The sequence below is a fragment of the Thermus aquaticus genome, assembly GCF_001280255.1.
Taxonomy (GTDB): Bacteria; Deinococcota; Deinococci; order Deinococcales; family Thermaceae; genus Thermus; species Thermus aquaticus.
Genome location: NZ_LHCI01000106.1, coordinates 1,408,346 through 1,424,811 on the forward strand (window position 1 = coordinate 1,408,346; position 16,466 = coordinate 1,424,811).

Here is a 16,466-nt window from a genome sequence, read left to right on the forward strand (position 1 = left end):
ATGACCGCGCGCTATGTCCTGACCAGCACCTGTATCCACACGGGCACCATGGCCCTCACCGCCTCCTTGCGCCAGCGCCTTCTCGGGAAGGAGCGCGTCCTCTTTGTGGACGAGGACGGGGAGGTCTACGAAGGGGAGGTGGACTGGAAGGCGGGCGTGGTGCGGGGCCTGGCCCCCTACTACGCCAAGCGGCGCCTGGCCGCCAACGAGGCCATCCTCCTCCACTTCCGGGGGGAGGAGATTGAGCTCAAGGCCCTGCCCAGGGCCTCCCTCCGCGCCCCCCAGCCGGAAAAGCCCCAGGAGAAGCCCAAGGAGGAGGTTAGGGGGCCCGAGAAAAAGCGGGTGCGGGTCACCCCGTACCCCAAGGAGGTGCTCTTCCCCCACGAGCCCAAGGCCCTGGAACCCCCTGGGGCCACCGAGGACCTGGGGCGGCTGGGCTTCTTCCTGGAGGGAGGCCCCCCTTGGGTTTACAAGGCCCCGCTGGGGCGGAGGCAGGTGGTCCTGGCCCTTTTGCGCCTGGGGGAGGGGGAGGCCGCCCTCCTCAGGCCCTACCAGAAAGAGGGGGCCTACGCCGCCTTCCTGGCCCCGGAATCCGAGAAGGGGGCCGTGCCCCATGGGGTGGGCTACCTTTCCCCCGAGGCCCTAAGCCGCCTGGTCCGCCTCAAGGCCCGCTTCCCCATCACCCCTCTGGACCTCGAGGACCTCCTTAAAGGAGGGCGGGTGGACCTGGAGGCGGTGGAGGCCCTGGAGGATCGGCTGGTGGCGGAGCTTTCCGAAAGGGGGGCCTTCGCCGTCTTTTTATTGCTCCTTTCCAAGAGGCGGCTTGGCGAGGTGCTTCTCCTTTCCGACCTGGAGGCCGAGGCCCTCGAGGAGGGCCTGGTGCCCGAGGTGGTGCGCCAGGGGGTGGAGCTCCTCTCTAAGCCCCCCTTCCTCGTCCTCAAGCGCCTGGCCCCGGGGGAGTTCCTCCTCCGGCAGGAGGTGGAGGAAGCCCTGAGCGACCTCCAGGCCTTCGCCGAGGGCCTGAAGGCCAGGCTCAGCCGCGTCCGTGGGAGCGCTTGACGGGGGAGGCTTCGCCCAGGGCCAGGTCAAAGCTCCGCTTGGCCCGCTCCTTGAGGGCGGCCACCTTTTCCCAGTCGGGGTAGCGGCCGTAGACCGCTGCCTTGGAGAGCTGGATGGGGTCGCCGGGAAGCTCCTGGTAGAAGGCGCCGGTCTCCTTGGCGAAGGCGGCCACCTTGGGGTCGTAGGAGAGGGCGGCGAAGGGGGTACCGGCGGCCGCCGCCAGGATCAGGCCGTGAAGCCGCATGGAGATCACGTACCCCGCCTGGGCCGCCAGGTAGAGGACCCGCCTGGGGTCGGCGGTCTTCTCCACCTGGTGGTGGGGGAGGTCGGGGAGGATCTCCTCGTCGTAGCCGGGCTGAAGCAGGAGGACGAGGACCCTCTTGCCGTCGTGAAAGAGGCGGTTGGCGGTGACGTAGAGGGTGCGCACCGCTTCCTTGCCCACTCCGGCCCGGGGGATGACCAGGACCAGGTCTTCCTCCCGCTTTACCGGGGGCGGGGTGAGGAGGAGGGCGGGGTCGGCCCCCAGCTCGGCGGGGATGCCGAGCCTCTTGGCGTACTCCAAGGAGTCCTGGTCCCGGAGGATCACGGGAACCCCTCTAAGGGCCCTTTGGACCTGCCGTTCCCCCCAGGGGGAAAGGGGCCCCAGGGACTGGTTGAAGACCATGACCCGCTTGCGGAAAAGGCGGGCCAGCCGGAGCACGGAGAGGTAGTAAAGAAGGCTCAGGGGGCTGGTGGCGTCCTGCAAAAGCCCCCCGCCCCCTAAAAGCCAGAGGTCGGCCTGCAGGAGGGCCAGGGGGTTCAGGCGGTGGGCGGCCCGGATGCCGTGCTCTTCCCGGGTGCGCCTGGGGTCGCCCGAGAGGGCCAGGACCTGGTGGCCCCGGGCCTTGAGCTCCCGGGCGATGGCCTCGAGGATGGCCTCGTCCCCGGCGTTTTTAAACCCGTAATACCCCGCTACCCCGACCACCATGCCCTTAGCCTCCTTACCAGGATAACCCCACCCCCGCCTATGAGGAGGCCCAAGAGGGCCCCGTTCAAGACCCGGAAGAAGGAGATGGGAAGGGGGGTGTGGAAGTGGCTGAAGGTGTTGAGGATGGAGGCCACGCCGATGGCGGCCAGGAAGAGGAGGCCGTTTTGCACCCAGCGGGGCCAGGGAAGGAGGAGGGCGATGGGGAAAAGGGCGTGGCCGAAGACCTCCTTGAAGCGGGGGCGGACCATGAGGTCCTGGAGGAGGCTTCTCAGCTTCAGCTCGGCCTCGAGGACCAGGGGGGCGTCGTTCCCCCGCCTTAGGAGGGCGAGGGCCAAGAGGAAGAGGGCCAGGAGGGCCAAGGCCACCTCCCCCAGGCGCAGGGGGTGCTGAAAGAGACGGGTGAGGGTTTCCCGGTAGTTCCGGTCCAGGAAGCTGTAGGCCACGAGGAGGGGCGGGACCAGGAGGGTGAGGGAGACCCCCTTGAAGGGGGTGAGCCCCAGCACCGCCTCCCTGGTGGAGCCCAGGGCGGAGAGGAAGACGGCCCCCGCAAGGGCGTAGCCCAGGGCCCGGAGCCACATCCTCAGGCCCTCCCGTGGGCCCAGGAAGCCCAGTACCGGAAAGACCAGGGCGGCGAGAAGGGCGCCCGCCTGGCTCCCCGCATAGCCCAGGGCGAAGAGGAGGAGGAGAAAGGCCACGGCGGGTCCGTACAGGGAAAGCCCCTGGGCCAGGAGGCCGAGGCCCGCCAGAACCCCGAGCCAGGCGGCGTGCCTCAAGGGGCTTGGGGCAAGGTCCCTGGGCTTGGGAGCCCCCGTGGGGATGCCGCTTGCGCTCAGGCCCTCCTGGATCCGCCGGAGCATCCGGGCGGTGTCCTCGGGGTAGGGGTAGGGCCTCAGGTAGAGGAGCTGGTGGCCCCGCTCCCTGGCCGCCAGGACGTACTTGTCAGCGGCCTCCTCGGGCTTTAGCGTGAGCTGCCATTCGTAGCGGAGGCTGAAGAGGCGAAGCACCCCCTTTTCCCGGAAGGCCTGGAGGCCGGGCTGGGGCGTGCCCTCAATGAGGGCCACGGGCACCTGGACCAGGGCCTGGGCCTCCTCCAGCCGGTAGGGGTAGCCCAGGGCCTCGAGGCCGGCGAAGACCACCGCGTTCGCCTCCTTGGGCACCAGGGGAAGCCCGGGGTCCAGCCGGCGCAGGCGCTGGTTGATGGGCCGCACCACCACGTAGTACCCGGCCTCCTTGGCCTGCCGAACCTCCTCCAGGGGGTAGAAGGCGGGAAAGGCGCTCACGTCCACGGGGAAGCCCAGCCAGGCCCCCAGGCGCTCCGTGGGCAGCTCGTAGGCCCGCTCCAGGAGGGAAAGGAGCCAATCCTCCCCCTTCAGGTAGTACCAGCCGGGCCTGGCGGGAAGCCCCGCCTCCTGAAGCTCCCGCCCCTGGCGAAGGAGGAGGACCCCACCCGCCACCCAGTCCTTGACGAACCGCTCGGGGAAGGCGACCCCGTTCACCCCCAGGGCCCGGTAGGCGGCGAGGACCTCGAGGAGGCCCTTCCCCTGGGCCTTCGCCTCCTCCCGCAGGGCTTCGGCGTCCACCACCAGGGCCACGGGGCCGGGACGCTCCGCCCGGAGCCTGGGGGAAAGGGCGAGGAGGGAGGGGAGGAGGGAGAGAAGGATCAGGAGGTTGAGCCAGCGGTTCATGCGGCCTCCGTCCGGACCAGGTGGGCCAGGGCCTGGGCCAGGGTGGGCTTGCCGCTGGCGCTCCCGCCGGCGATGCCTATAGCGAAGGGCTTCACCCCGCTCACCCCTCCATGATAAAGGGCGGGGGAACCTCCCCCGTCCCAGGGCCCTTAGCGGGCCACGGCCGCCCGCTCCTGGGAGTGGCCGATGGTGAGGTCGGTCTCGGGGTCAAAGGCGTGGAGGCGGCCCGTGTCGGCGAGGAGCTCCACCTGGGTTCCGGGCCGCACGGGGGCGTGGCCGTCCACCTTGGCCACCAGCACCGTGCCGTCCACGCTCACGTGGAGCTCGGTCTCCGCCCCCAGAGGCTCCACCACCTCCACCTCGCCCCGGATCACGTTCTCCTCTTCGGGGATCACGGTGTAGCCCTTGAGGCCCAGGTGCTCGGGGCGGATGCCCAGCCACACCTCCTTGCCGGCGTAGGGCCTCACCGAGCCCGCCAGGACGGGGTTGGCCCGGAGGCGGAAGCCGGGGGCGGTCAGGTACACCTTCTCCCCCTGGACCTCCACCCGGGCCCGGATGAAGTTCATGGAGGGGCTCCCGATGAACCCCGCCACGAAGCGGTTAGCGGGGAAGTCGTAGAGGTTTAGGGGGGTGTCCACCTGCTGGATCTCCCCGTCCTTCATGACCACGATGCGGTGGCCCAGGGTCATGGCCTCCACCTGGTCGTGGGTCACGTAGATGGTGGTGACCCCAAGCCGCCTTTGGAGCTTGGCGATCTCGGCCCGCATCTCCACCCGGAGCTTGGCGTCCAGGTTGGAGAGGGGCTCGTCCATGAGGAAGACCTTGGGCTCCCGCACGATGGCCCTTCCCATGGCCACCCGCTGGCGCTGGCCGCCGGAGAGCTCCCGGGGCTTGCGGTGGAGGAGGTGCTCAATCTTCAGGATGCGGGCGGCCTCCTTCACCCTCCGGTCAATCTCGTCCTTGGGGTAGCGCCGGAGCCGGAGCCCGAAGGCCATGTTCTCGTAGACGTTCATGTGGGGGTAAAGGGCGTAGTTCTGGAAGACCATGGCGATGTCCCGGTCCTTGGGGGGAACGTCGTTCACCAGGCGCTCGCCAATGTAGATCTTGCCCTCGGAGATCTCCTCCAGCCCAGCGATCATGCGCAAGGTGGTGGTCTTCCCGCAACCACTAGGCCCCACGAAGACCACGAACTCCCCGTCCTCCGTCTCCAGGTTGAAGTCCTTGACCGCCACCACCTTGCCGAAGCGCTTCCACACGTGTTCCAGCCTTACCTTGGCCATCCTTGACCTCCTGACCCCGCGCTTTGAGCCCGGCCGGCCCATCGGGGGTGCGGGCGCATTTTACCGCAGGGCAGGCCTTCACGGGTTTTCCACAGGCACCCTGTAGTCTGGGAGTGCCCAGAAAGGGCGTGGATTGAAGGAGGTGACGCTATGCTCAAAGGGTTTAGGGACTTCATCATGCGGGGCAACGTGGTGGACCTGGCGGTGGCGGTCATCATCGGCGGGGCCTTCGGGCAGGTGGTCAACTCCCTGGTTTCCGACGTGCTCATGCCCCTCATCGGCGCCCTGGGCGGCGCGCCGGACTTCTCCGCCATCAAGCTCGGGCCCATCGCCCTGGGCAAGTTCATCAACGCCCTCGCCAACTTCCTGGTCGTGGCCGCCGCCATCTACTTCCTCGTGGTGATGCCCATGAACGAGCTGGCCAAGCGACGGAAGAAGGAGGAGGCCCCGGCGGCTCCCCCCGAGCCCCCCGAGGAGGTCAAGCTCCTTCGGGAGATTCTGGAGGAACTCCGGAAGAGGGCCTGAGGCGGTTCCAGAAGAAGAGCGCCAGGAACCCCAGACCCAGCTCGGGTCTGGGGTCAAGCGTCACCGAGAGGGCGAAGGCGTGAAAGAGGGGGGCCTCGAGGGCCCTCAAGGGCGCCGTGGGGAAAAGGTCCTTCAGGGCCTTTCCCTGGCGCAAGGCGAGGAGAAGGAGGTAGGGGAGGTAGGGCCAAGGGCCCGTGGGGAGGCCCAGGGCGGAAAGGCCCAAGGCCCCCAGGGCCAAAGCCCGCGCCGGGGGAAGGGGGTCGGGGTCCAAAGACCTCAGCCCCTCCCACATGGGGACCTCCTCCCCGGGCCAGGGGGCCCTCATGAGGAGGAGCCTTTTCCCCTCGTGGCCGCCCAGGTAGACCCTAGGCCTGGGGGCCACCCCGAGGGGAAGGAGGTGGGCGGGGTCCTCCTTTAGGGCCTGGAAGAGCACGGGGTCCAGGGGAAGGCCGTCCACCAGGAACCAGGTGTGGGGCCTGCCCGAGAGGAGGAAGCCCAGGGCCCTTTCCACCCGGTGCCCCCGGTGGGCCAGGATGCCGGGCCAGGCCTCGGGGGGCTCCCTTAGGAGGGCCTCCCGCCAGGGGGGGTCGTGGGCCAGGGGCTCGGGCCTCAGGCTGAAGCGGACCTCCAGGACCTCCCCCTCTTCCAGGGCAAAGCGGGCCAGGGCGTTGCCGGAGGCCTCGTAGACCTCGAGGGGCCTTTTGGAAAGGGCCAGGTCCCAGACCCTCTGGCCGGGCAGGTCGGCCGGGAGGGGGAGGAGGTGCTCCCCGGCCTTTAGGGCGCGGAAGCGGAGGGCGAGGCGCACGGAAAACACGATACACTTTTCCCATGGACTGGCTCCTCACCCCAGGCCCGGTGCGGCTTCACCCCAAGGCCCTGGAGGCCCTCGCCCGGCCCCAGCTCCACCACCGCACCGAGCCCGCCCGGGCCCTCTTCCTCCGGGCGCGCACCCTCCTCAAGGAGGCCTTCGGCACCCAAGGGGAGGTCCTGATCCTGACAGGAAGCGGCACCTTGGCCATGGAGGCCCTGGTCAAGAACCTCTTCGCCCCCGGGGATAGGGTCTTGGTGCCCGTTTACGGCAAGTTCTCCGAGCGCTTTTACGAGATCGCCCTGGAGGCGGGGCTTGACGTCCACCGCCTGGACTTCCCCTACGGCCGGGTGCCGGGGCCCGAGGACGTGGCGCGAAAAGGGTACCGCGGCCTCCTCCTCGTCCACTCGGAGACCTCCACCGGGGCCCTCGCCGACCTTCCCGCCCTGGCCCGGGCCTTCAAGGCGGAAAACCCCGAGGGCCTGGTGGGGGCGGACATGGTGACGAGCCTCCTCCTCAAGGAGGTGGCCCTCGAGGCCTTCGGGGTGGACGCCGCCGCCTCCGGAAGCCAGAAGGGCCTCATGTGCCCGCCCGGCCTCGGCTTCGTGGCCCTCGCCCCTAGGGCCCTGGCCGCCCTCCGCCCCCGGGGCTACTACCTGGACCTCTCCCGGGAGCTTAGGGCCCAGCGGGAAGGGGAGAGCGCCTGGACCCCGGCCATCAACCTGGTGGGGGCGGTGGCGGCGGTCTTGGAGGAGGTCCTGCCGCGCCTAGAGGCCCACCTGGAGCTCAAGGCCTGGCAGAACGAGCTCCTTTACGGGGTGGGGGAGGCTTTGGGCTTGCGGCCGGTTCCGGAGGTGCGAAGCCCCGCCGTGGCCGCCTTTTACCTGCCCGAGGGCGTGGCCTACGGGGCGGTGAAGGAGGCCTTTGCCAGGAGGAAAGCGGTCATCGCCGGGGGGCAGGGGCCCCTGAAGGGCAGGATCTTCCGCCTCTCCCTCATGGGCCACTACGACCGCTACGAGGCCTTGGGGGTGGCGGCCCTCTTCCGGGAGGCCTTTAGCGATATTCTTCCAGCTTCTTGAGCATCTCCTCCCGGGTGTAGACCGCCCGGGCCCCGCCCACCAGCCTGGGCCTGGTCTTGGCGGCGAGGAGGACCGCTTCGCCCAGCTTCCGCGTGGAAAGCCTGAGGGGCACGGCCACCGGGCGCAGGTGCATCCCGATCAAGACCCCGCCGATGTCCATTCCCCCGTGGGCCTGGGCCTTCAGGGACTCCACCATGACCGGGTCCCGGAAGCGGAGGAAGGCGGCGGTGGCCAAGGCCCCGCCCGCCTTGGGGTGGGGGAAGACGGTGACCTCCTCGAGGCCGTAGGCCCTCAGGGCCTCCCGCTCCACCACCAGGGCCCGGTTCAGGTGCTCGCACCCCTGGACGGCCACGAAGACCCCCCGCGCCATAAGCGGGGGAAGAAGGCCCTCCAGGATGGCCTCGGCGGCCTCCAGGCTGGGCCTCGTCCCCACCTTCGCCCCCAGGACCTCGCTGGTGGAGCCCCCCAGGACGAAGAGGCTCCCTTCGGGCATGGGGAAAAGCTCCAGGAACTCCTCTATGGCCTTCCTGGCCTGCTGCCGTAACCCTTCCATGCCCCGAGCCTACATCCAAAAGGCCAGGTCTAAGAGGATGGAGAGAAACATCCCCAGGCTCACGCCCACGTTGGCCTGAAAGAAGGCCCGGTCCACCTGGGAGAGGTCCTCGGGGGAGACCAGGCGGTGCTCGTAGAGGAGGAGGCCCCCTACCAGGATTAGGCCCAGGAAGTAGAAGGGGCCGGCCCCGTAGCTCACCCCCGCCAGGAGGAAGGCGAGCCAGGCCAGGGCGTGGCTTACGCGGGCGATCCCGAGAGCCAGGGGGATGCCGAAGCGGGCGGGGATGCTCTTCACCCCGTGGGCCCGGTCAAAGGCGTAGTCCTGGGTGGCGTAGAGGATGTCAAACCCGGCGATCCACAAGGCCACCCCCGCCCAGAGCCAGTAGGCGGTGGGGGCGAAGCTCCCGGTGACGGCGATCCACCCGCCCGCCGCCGCCGCCCCGATGGTGAGGCCCAGAACGTAGTGGCACAGCCAGGTGAAGCGCTTGGTGTAGCTGTAAACGGTGAGGAAGAAGACGGCCACCGGCAGAAGCCTGGCCGTGAGGGGGTTCAGGGAGAGGCCGGCGTAGACCAAGAGGGCCAGGCCCAAAAGGGCCAGGAAGAGGGTCTCCCAGGGCTTGACCAGGCCCCGGGGCAGGTGGCGGTCCTTGGTCCTGGGGTTCAGGGCGTCTATGGGCCAGTCTATGAGGCGGTTTAGGGCCATGGCCATGGTCCTGGCCCCCACCATGGCCAGGGTCACCAGGAAAAAGGTGCGCCACCCCGGCCACCCTCCCGCCGCCAGGAGCATCCCCCCGTAGGCGAAGGGGAGGGCGAAGAGGGTGTGCTCAAAGCGGATGAGCTCCAGGTAAAGCTTGAGGCGGCTCACCCTCGGCGCACCTCGAGGATCCGGTTTCTCTCGTCCACTAGGACCACGGTGGGCTTCAGGCTCCTGGCCTCCTCTTCCTCAAAGACCCCGTAGGCCACCAGGATGACCAGGTCCCCCGGGCGCACCAGGTGGGCGGCGGCCCCGTTGATCTTGATCTCCCCCGAGCCCCGTTCCCCGGGCAGGGCGTAGGTGGTGAGCCGGGCCCCGTTGGTGATGTCGTAGATGTCCACCTGCTCGTAGGGGAGGATCCCGGCGGCCTCCAGAAGCTCCTGGTCCACGGTTACCGAGCCCACGTAGTGGAGGTCGGCCTCGGTCACCCTGGCCCGGTGGATCTTGGCGTGGAACATCACGCGCCTCACGAAAGGCGAGTTTACTCCTCCCCTTCCGCCTTGGGAAGCGTGCCCTCCACGAAGAGGGTCTTGGCCCCGGTGTAGAGGACCTGGCCCGGCGCCGCCTTCCTGGGCCGCCAGACGTGCTTCTTCCTGGTGTAGTCCACGGGCACCTGGGCCTCCCCCCGGGCCTTGGAGTGGTAGGCGGCCAGCCTGGCGGCGAAGAGGAGGTCCTCCAGGGGCGGGTTCTTGCCTTCGGCCTTCAGGATCACGTGGCTTCCCGGCACCCCCTGGGCGTGGAACCAGAGGTCCTCCGAGTGGGCCAGGCGGGTGAGGAGGTCGTTTTCCTTGGCGTTCCTTCCCACCAGGACGGAAAAGCCCGAAGGGGAGGTGTAGCGGAGGCCAAGCCGGGCCTCCCTTTCCTTCTTGGGCCTTCTGGTGAGGGCGAGGAGCTCCTCCAGATCGGCCTCCTTCAGGCGTTCCTCTTCCTTTTCCAGGGCCGCTATTTTGGCCTCGGTTTTGGGGATCAGCTCCAGGGCCCTTTCCGAAAGCTCTTCCAGGCGCCGGGCCCGTTCGTAGAGCTTCTTGGCGTTCTCCTGGGGGCTTAGGGCGGGGTCCAGGGGGATTTCCATGGGCTTGCCGTCAAACCCCGTAAGGCGCACCCTTTCCGCTCCCTTGGGCACCTCCTTGAGGCGGGCGAGGAGGAGGTCGGCCATGGCCCGAAGCCTTCCTGCTTCCTCCAGGCGCTCCAGGGCCTTATGGTAGTCGGAAAGCCTGGCGAGAAGCGTCCGCTTCTCCCGCTCCAGGGCCTCGAGGAGGGGCCTCCTCAGGGCCTCCTTCTCCTCCTCGGCCCACCTTTTCCTCAGCTCCTCGGAAAGGGCGGTGCGCAAAGAGGGGTCTTCCACCAGGCTCTTCAGGGCCCCGTAGACCCGCTTTAAGCCCTCCTCGTCCAGCGGGGTTTCCGGCGTGAGGCCCGCCCGGCGGGCCAGCTCCCGCATGAGCTCCAGGCCCACCCCGTCCACCAGGCGGACGATCTCCTTGAGGGGCTTACCCAGGAGGGGGCGGAGGTCCTCCTCCTTTAGGGTTCTCGGGTCCAGCTTCTCGTAGGGGGGCGGGGGGGTGTAGGGGAGGCCCGGGCGGAGCTCCCGGTAGCGGTTCACCTCCTTGGTGATGACCCGGTCCACCCCCAATATGGTCCCCGCCTCGTCCAGGAGGAGGAGGTTGGCGTTCCTGCCGGTGGCCTCCAGGACCAGGACCGAAGGGGGGGTGTCCACGAAGCCCTTTTCCCCGGCGAAGCGGAAGAAGACCACCCGGTCCAGCTTGAGCTGGCGGGCCTCCACCAAAGGCCCCTTGACCCGGGCGGAGAGCTGGCGTTGGAAGGGGGTCTTGGGCTCACCCAAAAGGGTCGCTTCCTCCAGGACCAGGCTGGGGGAGGGGGGGCGGTAGTGGAGGACCAGGTTGAAGATCCGCCCCGACCGCCCCTTGAGGAGGATGGCCGCCGTGCCCTCGTCGGGGAAGGCCAGGCCCAGGTTCGGGGCGGGGAGCTCCTTCTCTAGCTCCCGCAGGACGGCGTGGATCAGGAGACCTTCCATTTTCTGAAGGCCACCAGAAAGGCCGTGTGGGCCACCTGGTGGAAGCGGGGATGGGCCACGGGCAGGCGCACCTCCCACTCCCGCCAGCCCACCTCCATGACCCTATGGAGGGCCAGGGGCAGGCCCTCGGCCTTGGCGATGAGCTCCAGGGCCTGGGTGATGTTGGGCAGGTAGGCCACCAGGAAGCGGTCGGGCTTCAGGGCCTCCGCCGCCACCCCTAGGACGGCCCAGGGCTCCATCAGGTCCAGGGCTACGCCGTCGTAGGCCTCCTTCTCCAGGCTGGCCTCCTCTAGGCTCCCTTCGTGGAAGCGGATGTTGTCCGCCTGCCAGAAGGCCCGCACGTTCTCCACCGCCTGCTTCAGGTGGTGGGGGCGCTTCTCGTAGGTGTCCACGAGCCCACTAGGCCCCACGGCCCGGGCCAGGAAGAGGGTGAGCCCCCCGGACCCCGTCCCCGCCTCCAGGACCCGCATGCCCGGGGCCAGGTCCAGAAGGGTCAGGATGGCGCTGGCGTCCTTGGGGTAGGTGGGGGTGGCGCTCCTTTTCATGTGGAGGACGTACTCCTCCAGGGTGGGCCGGTGGACGGAGAGGGGCTCCCCCAGGTGGGTCTGCACCCGCCCCCCGGGGCCGGCCTCGAGGATGGCCTCGTGGGGCACCGTCCCCCGGTGGTGGTGAAAGACCCCACCGGGCCTGAGGCGCACCAGGAAGGCGCGCCCCTTTTGGTCTTTGAGGAGAACGAGCCCGCCTTCCACCCCGCCCACTTTAGCGGGCGAGCTCCAGGTAGTCCAGAACCTGGGCCAGGTCAAAGGGGTTGGGCACCTTGTAGGGCCCGGCGAAGACCGTGGGGGTTCCCCTAAGGCCCAGGCGCAGGGCCAAAGCCCGCTCCTCTTCCACCCGCTTCCGCACCTCCGGGCTTTGCAGGCAGCGGGCAAAGGCCTCCTGGTCCAGGCCCAGGGCCCGGGCCAGGCCCAGGTAGTCCCCGAGCCTGCCCGCCATGAGGAGGTCGTGGTAGGGCCAGAAGGCCCCCTGCTCCTGGGCGCACTCGCTGGCGTGGGCGGCGGGGAGGGCCTCGGGGTGGATCTCGGTGAGGGGGAAGTGGCGGTAGCTTAAGCGGAGCTCCCCCTCCTGGGCCCTGGCCTTTAGGGCGGGCAGGACCTCCCGGGCCAGGCGCTGGCAGTAGGGGCACTGGAAGTCGGAGAAGACCCGGAGAAAAGGCCCCTTCTGCCCAAGGACCAGGCGGTCTTGGCCGAAGGCGCTCTCGGGGACGCTTCTCGGGAGGAGGCGGGCCTGGAATGGGCTTGGGTAGAGCTCCAGGAGGAAGTCCTCGCCCAGGTTCAGGGTGAGGCGCCTGCCCTTCAGGGCCTCCTTGTTCTTGGCGTACCAGTCCAAGAAGGCCTGGCCGAAGGGCATCCCTGTGCCCTTTTCCAGGAAGCGGGCCAGGAAGGAGGCGTTCTCGGGCCCCCGGTAGGTGGCCGAGAGGAGGCGGCCCCCTTTGGCCTCCACCTCCACCTTGGCCCCCGGGGGAAGGGGCCCCAGGGCCTTCTGGAGGGCCTCCACCGGGCGGCCGATCTGGGCCAGGGCCAGGCCCAGGAGGAGGGCGAGGGGGAAAAGCCGCCTCATACCCGGAAGAAGGCCTCCACCGGCAGGACGAAGACCACGGCCCCCCCCACCTGGACCTCCACCGGCTGGGCCAGAAAGGGGTCGGGGGCCTCGGAGAGGGGGAGGCCCCGGGTGACCAGGCGGGTGCGGGTGCGGCACTTCTCCCGGATGAGCTCCAGGGCCTCCTCCACCCGGTCGTCCTCGAGGCCGATGAGGAGCGTGGTGTTCCCCTCCCTGAGGAAGCCCCCGGTGGAGGCCAGCTTGGTGGACTGGAGCCCCCGCTCCAAGAGGGCCTTGGTGAGCCCGGGGGCGTCCGTGTCCTGGACGATGGCCACGATGAGCTTCATTGGGCCCTATTGTACACCCCGTGCCACTCCTGGAGGCTTCGCACCTCTAGGGGCTTTTCCCGGGCCCTCAGGATGGCCTTGAGGCTCCAGAGGGCCCCTTCCTCCGTGGTGATGAAGGGAAGCCCCGCCTCCACCGCCCGTCTTAGCTCGGGGTGGGGGATGAGGCTGATGAGGAGGTCGTACTCGCCCTCGCTTAGGGCGAAGCCCGCCTCCCGGTAGGCCTTCTTGAGCGCCTCCACCCCTTCTCCCTCGCCGATGAAGCGGACCCTCCCCGAGAGGGGAAGCCTCTGCCCGGCCCCCAGCTGGGCTTTGTAGTAGGCCAGGTAGGGGTCTTCGTCCAGGCCCATGCTCTCCCCGGTGGAGCGCATCTCGGGCCCCAGGACGGGGATGACCCCGGGGAACTTGAGCCAGGGGATGACCACCTCCTTGACGGCGAAGTAGGGGGGCACGGGGTCCAGGTCCCGCACGCCGAGCTCCTTCAGGCTTTTGCCCACGGCGATCAGGGCCGCCAGCTTGGCGAGGGGCACGCCGATGGCCTTGGAGACGAAGGGGACGGTGCGGGAGGCCCTCGGGTTGGCCTCGAGGATGTAGACCTCCTCGCCCAGCACCGCGTACTGCACGTTCAAAAGCCCCCGGACCCCCAGGGCCAGGGCCAGGCGCCGGGTGTAGGCCCTGACCTTTTCCAGGGCCTCCTGGGAGAGGTGGACGGGGGGCAGGACCGTGGCCGAGTCCCCCGAGTGGACCCCGGCCCGCTCCACGTGCTCCATCACCCCGGCGATCAAGACCTCCTCCCCGTCGGAGAGGGCGTCCACGTCCAGCTCCAAGGCCCCTTCCAGGTAGCGGTCCAGCAAGATGGAGGGCTTCTCCTGGAGGGGCCCGTAGACCTCCTCCAGGTAGCGCTTAAGCTCCTCCTGGCTCCTCAGGACCCGCATGGCCCGCCCCCCCAGGACGTAGCTGGGCCGGGCGAGGAGGGGGAAGCCCACCTCCTTCGCAAGCTCCAGGGCCTCCTCCGGGCTTTTCGCCACCCTCCCCTCGGGCTGGGGGATGCCGAGGCGCTGGCAGAGGCGATGGAAGGCCTCCCGGTCCTCGGCCTGGTGGATGGCCTGGAAGGGGGTGCCGAGAAGCCTGACCCCGGCCTCCTCCAGGCCCTGGGCCAGCTTCAGGGGGGTCTGCCCCCCCAAGGTGGCGATCACCCCCAGGGGCTTCTCGTGCTCCACCAGGTTGAGGACGTCCTCGAGGGTCAAAGGCTCAAAGTAGAGGCGGTCGGCGGGGTCGTAGTCGGTGGAGACGGTCTCGGGGTTGGAGTTCACCATGATGGTCTCGTAGCCCGCCTCCTTCAGGGCCCAGACCGCGTGGACCGTGGCGTAGTCAAACTCCACCCCCTGGCCGATCCGTATGGGCCCCGAGCCCAGGATGACCACCTTGGGCTTCTTTGAGGGCCAGACCTCGTCCTCCAGCTCGTAGGTGGAGTAGTGGTAGGGGGTGTAGGCCTCAAACTCGGCGGCGCAGGTGTCCACGGTCTTGTAGACGGGGACCACGCCCAAGGCTTTGCGCTCGGCCCGGACCTCGGCCTCCTTTTTCCCAAGAAGCTCCCCGATCCGGGCATCGGGGAGCCCTAGGCCCTTGTAAAAGCGCCAGGCCTCCCGGTCCCTTGGCGGGTGGTCCTGGAGCCAGGCCTCGGCCTCTACGATCTCCCGCATCTGGTGCAGGAACCAGGGGTCAATCCGGGTGGCCTGGTGAAGCTCCTCCACCCCCATCCCCCGCCTAAGGAGCTCCAGCACGGCGTAGATGCGGTCGGGGTTGGGGTAGAGCTTCTTCTCCAGCGCCTCGGTCTTCACCCCCGCCAACGCCCGCACATCCCGCTCCAGGCCCCGCAGGGCCTTCAGCAGGGCCTCCTTGAAGGTGCGGCCCATGGCCATCACCTCCCCCACGGACTTCATCTGGGTCCCGAGCTCGTCCTTCAGGCCCCCCAGGGTGTTGGGGAGGTCCTGGAACTTCTCAAAGGCGAAGCGGGGGATCTTGACCACCACGTAGTCAATAGTGGGCTCAAAGGAGGCCGGGGTCTTGCGGGTGATGTCGTTGGGAAGCTCGTCCAGGCGGTAGCCCACGGCGAGGAGGGCGGCGATCTTGGCGATGGGGAAGCCGGTGGCCTTGGAGGCCAAGGCGCTTGAGCGGGAGACCCTGGGGTTCATCTCAATGACCACCTGGCGGCCCGTCTTGGGGTCCACGGCGAACTGGATGTTGGAGCCGCCGGTGTCCACCCCGATCTCCCGGATCACCGCCTTGGCGGCGTCCCGCATCCTTTGGTACTCCACGTCGGAGAGGGTCTGGGCGGGGGCCACGGTGATGGAGTCCCCGGTGTGGACCCCCATGGGGTCCACGTTCTCAATGCTGGTGATGATGACCACGGTGTCGGCGTGGTCCCGCATCACCTCCAGCTCAAACTCTTTCCAGCCCAGCACCGACTCCTCCACCAAAGCGGTGTGGACCGGGGAGAGGGCCAGGCCCCGGGCCAGGACCTCCTTGAGCTCCCCTTCGTCTTTGGCGATGCCGCCCCCGGTGCCCCCTAGGGTGAAGGAGGGGCGCACCACCACGGGAAAGCCCACCTCCCGGGCGAAGTGGAGGCCCTCTTCCACGCTGGCCACCATCTTTCCCCGGGGCACCTCCAGGCCGATCTTCCGCATGGCCTTCTGGAAGGCCTCCCGGTCCTCCCCCTTCTTGATGGCCTCGGCGTTGGCCCCGATGAGCTCCACGCCGTAGCGCTTAAGAATCCCCTCCTCGTGGAGGGCCATGGAGAGGTTGAGGGCCGTCTGCCCCCCCAGGGTGGGGAGGAGGGCGTCCGGGGCCTCCTTGGCGATGACCTTCTCCAGGGCCTCGAGGGTGAGGGGCTCCACGTAGGTCCTCTCGGCCAGGTCGGGGTCGGTCATGATGGTGGCGGGGTTGGAGTTCACCAGGATGGCCTCGTAGCCCGCGCCCCGGAGGGCCTTCACCGCCTGGGTACCCGAGTAGTCAAACTCGGCGGCCTGGCCGATGGTGATGGGCCCGGAACCGATGATGAGGATTTTCCTGAGGTCTCTTCTCGGCGGCATCGCGTACCCGGGGGACAAGCTTAGCACAGAGGGCTTCCGGGGCCAAGGGGGTTTGGCAAAGGTATGCGCCTTGTCCCGGAAAGATGCGCATAAAGTTGCGAACGCGCAGGGGAGGGGTTCGGTATACTGACCCCATGCGCAAGGTGCGCCCCGAGGAGCTCCCCGCCCTTCTGGAGGCCGGGGTCAAGGTGGTGGACGTACGCCCCCCAGAGAAGCGGGAGACCCCTTTGCCCTTTCCCGCCGAGTGGGTACCCCTGGAGAAGATCCAAAAGGGAGAGCACGGCCTGCCCAAGGTCCCCCTCCTCCTCGTCTGCGAGAGGGGGCTTTTGAGCCAGGTGGCCGCCCTTTACCTGGAGGCGGAAGGGTACGAGGCCATGAGCCTGGAGGGCGGCCTCAAGGCCTTGACGGAGGGGAGATAGCCCCTTAGAATGGCGGATGCTGAGCGTGGTGAGCGTAGCTCAGCTGGTTAGAGCACCGGACTGTGGATCCGGGGGTCGTGGGTTCAAGTCCCATCGCTCACCCCAATCCCGCCACCCCGAAAGGGGTGGTATTTTAGAGGAGGGCCTCGCCCTCCTTGCGAGGATGGCGGAACCGGTAGACGCGCCGGACTTAGGATCCGGTGGGGCAACCCGTGCGGGTTCAAGTCCCGCTCCTCGCACCAAAAGGGCGGGGCCCTGTTCTTGCGAGGTGAGG

Annotated in this window: 16 protein-coding genes, 2 tRNA genes and 1 pseudogene; 6 read left to right on the forward strand and 13 right to left on the reverse strand. The window is 68.8% G+C overall.

What is annotated here, in order from left to right; translation table 11 throughout:
- Window positions 1–1,059, forward strand: a complete 1,059-nt coding sequence (locus BVI061214_RS08640; RefSeq protein ID WP_003045801.1) for a hypothetical protein — start codon at window positions 1–3, stop codon at window positions 1,057–1,059.
- Here BVI061214_RS08640 and csaB read toward each other — a convergent pair.
- The 4 genes and pseudogenes from csaB to BVI061214_RS08655 form a co-directional block, all read right to left on the reverse strand.
- The gene (csaB, locus tag BVI061214_RS08645; protein ID WP_053768049.1) at window positions 1,034–2,026 is read right to left on the reverse strand and encodes a polysaccharide pyruvyl transferase CsaB; all 993 of its coding nucleotides are present in this window, start codon (window positions 2,024–2,026) and stop codon (window positions 1,034–1,036) included. The two genes, BVI061214_RS08640 and csaB, sit on opposite strands and share 26 nt — an antisense overlap.
- Window positions 2,011–3,711 carry a DUF5693 family protein gene (locus tag BVI061214_RS08650; protein ID WP_053768050.1) on the reverse strand — a complete coding sequence of 567 codons (1,701 nt, stop codon included), beginning with the start codon at window positions 3,709–3,711 and terminating at the stop codon, window positions 2,011–2,013. Before BVI061214_RS08650 ends, csaB begins: the two co-directional genes overlap by 16 nt.
- Window positions 3,711–3,815, reverse strand: a pseudogene (locus tag BVI061214_RS12955) (uridine kinase); the annotation flags it as partial. The pseudogene BVI061214_RS12955 and the gene BVI061214_RS08650, both read right to left, overlap by 1 nt.
- 45 nt (window positions 3,816–3,860) lie before the next feature.
- Complete coding sequence (locus BVI061214_RS08655) at window positions 3,861–4,991, reverse strand: ABC transporter ATP-binding protein (RefSeq protein WP_053768051.1); 1,131 nt, start codon at window positions 4,989–4,991, stop codon at window positions 3,861–3,863.
- Between the two features lie 150 nt (window positions 4,992–5,141).
- On the opposite strand from BVI061214_RS08655, the gene mscL reads away from it, so the two are divergent.
- Complete coding sequence (mscL, locus tag BVI061214_RS08660) at window positions 5,142–5,516, forward strand: large conductance mechanosensitive channel protein MscL (RefSeq protein ID WP_053768052.1); 375 nt, start codon at window positions 5,142–5,144, stop codon at window positions 5,514–5,516.
- On the opposite strand, the gene BVI061214_RS08665 is transcribed toward mscL, so the two are convergent.
- A complete protein-coding gene (locus BVI061214_RS08665) occupies window positions 5,470–6,321 on the reverse strand; it encodes a hypothetical protein (RefSeq protein ID WP_053768628.1) in 852 nt (283 codons plus the stop codon). The two genes, mscL and BVI061214_RS08665, sit on opposite strands and share 47 nt — an antisense overlap.
- Before the next feature lie 23 nt (window positions 6,322–6,344).
- Here BVI061214_RS08665 and BVI061214_RS08670 point away from each other — a divergent pair, with 23 nt between their 5' ends.
- Window positions 6,345–7,403 (forward strand): pyridoxal-phosphate-dependent aminotransferase family protein, encoded by a 1,059-nt coding sequence (locus tag BVI061214_RS08670; protein ID WP_053768053.1) that lies wholly within the window; start codon window positions 6,345–6,347, stop codon window positions 7,401–7,403.
- Here the strand turns inward: BVI061214_RS08670 and BVI061214_RS08675 are convergent.
- The 8 genes from BVI061214_RS08675 to carB are packed head-to-tail and all read right to left on the reverse strand — an operon-like array spanning window position 7,378 to window position 15,773.
- A complete protein-coding gene (locus tag BVI061214_RS08675) occupies window positions 7,378–7,956 on the reverse strand; it encodes a TIGR01440 family protein (RefSeq protein ID WP_053768054.1) in 579 nt (192 codons plus the stop codon). The genes BVI061214_RS08670 and BVI061214_RS08675 overlap by 26 nt on opposite strands.
- Window positions 7,957–7,965: 9 nt before the next feature.
- Window positions 7,966–8,820 carry a menaquinone biosynthesis prenyltransferase MqnP gene (gene mqnP, locus BVI061214_RS08680; RefSeq protein ID WP_053768055.1) on the reverse strand — a complete coding sequence of 285 codons (855 nt, stop codon included), beginning with the start codon at window positions 8,818–8,820 and terminating at the stop codon, window positions 7,966–7,968.
- On the reverse strand, window positions 8,817–9,167 hold the full coding sequence (panD, locus tag BVI061214_RS08685; RefSeq protein ID WP_003045780.1) for an aspartate 1-decarboxylase: 351 nt from the start codon (window positions 9,165–9,167) through the stop codon (window positions 8,817–8,819). The genes mqnP and panD overlap by 4 nt, the downstream gene beginning before the upstream one ends.
- A gap of 23 nt (window positions 9,168–9,190) precedes the next feature.
- Window positions 9,191–10,741: an Rqc2 family fibronectin-binding protein gene (locus BVI061214_RS08690; protein WP_053768056.1), complete on the reverse strand. Its 1,551-nt coding sequence runs from the start codon at window positions 10,739–10,741 to the stop codon at window positions 9,191–9,193.
- Entirely contained in the window at window positions 10,726–11,499 is a 774-nt protein-coding gene (locus tag BVI061214_RS08695) for a tRNA (adenine-N1)-methyltransferase (protein WP_053768057.1), read from the reverse strand. The genes BVI061214_RS08690 and BVI061214_RS08695 overlap by 16 nt, the downstream gene beginning before the upstream one ends.
- Window position 11,500: 1 nt before the next feature.
- Window positions 11,501–12,358 (reverse strand): DsbA family protein, encoded by an 858-nt coding sequence (locus BVI061214_RS08700; RefSeq protein WP_053768058.1) that lies wholly within the window; start codon window positions 12,356–12,358, stop codon window positions 11,501–11,503.
- Window positions 12,355–12,684: a cyclic-di-AMP receptor gene (locus BVI061214_RS08705; RefSeq protein ID WP_003045772.1), complete on the reverse strand. Its 330-nt coding sequence runs from the start codon at window positions 12,682–12,684 to the stop codon at window positions 12,355–12,357. Before BVI061214_RS08705 ends, BVI061214_RS08700 begins: the two co-directional genes overlap by 4 nt.
- On the reverse strand, window positions 12,681–15,773 hold the full coding sequence (gene carB, locus BVI061214_RS08710; protein ID WP_053768059.1) for a carbamoyl-phosphate synthase large subunit: 3,093 nt from the start codon (window positions 15,771–15,773) through the stop codon (window positions 12,681–12,683). The genes BVI061214_RS08705 and carB overlap by 4 nt, the downstream gene beginning before the upstream one ends.
- A gap of 134 nt (window positions 15,774–15,907) precedes the next feature.
- Here carB and BVI061214_RS08715 point away from each other — a divergent pair, with 134 nt between their 5' ends.
- The 3 genes from BVI061214_RS08715 to BVI061214_RS08725 all read left to right on the forward strand — a co-directional run bounded on the left by BVI061214_RS08715 (window position 15,908) and on the right by BVI061214_RS08725 (window position 16,434).
- The gene (locus tag BVI061214_RS08715; protein WP_053768060.1) at window positions 15,908–16,192 is read left to right on the forward strand and encodes a rhodanese-like domain-containing protein; all 285 of its coding nucleotides are present in this window, start codon (window positions 15,908–15,910) and stop codon (window positions 16,190–16,192) included.
- A gap of 28 nt (window positions 16,193–16,220) precedes the next feature.
- Window positions 16,221–16,297 (forward strand) — tRNA-His (locus tag BVI061214_RS08720).
- 52 nt (window positions 16,298–16,349) lie between these two features.
- A tRNA-Leu gene (locus BVI061214_RS08725) sits at window positions 16,350–16,434 on the forward strand.
- Window positions 16,435–16,466: the final 32 nt, after the last annotated feature.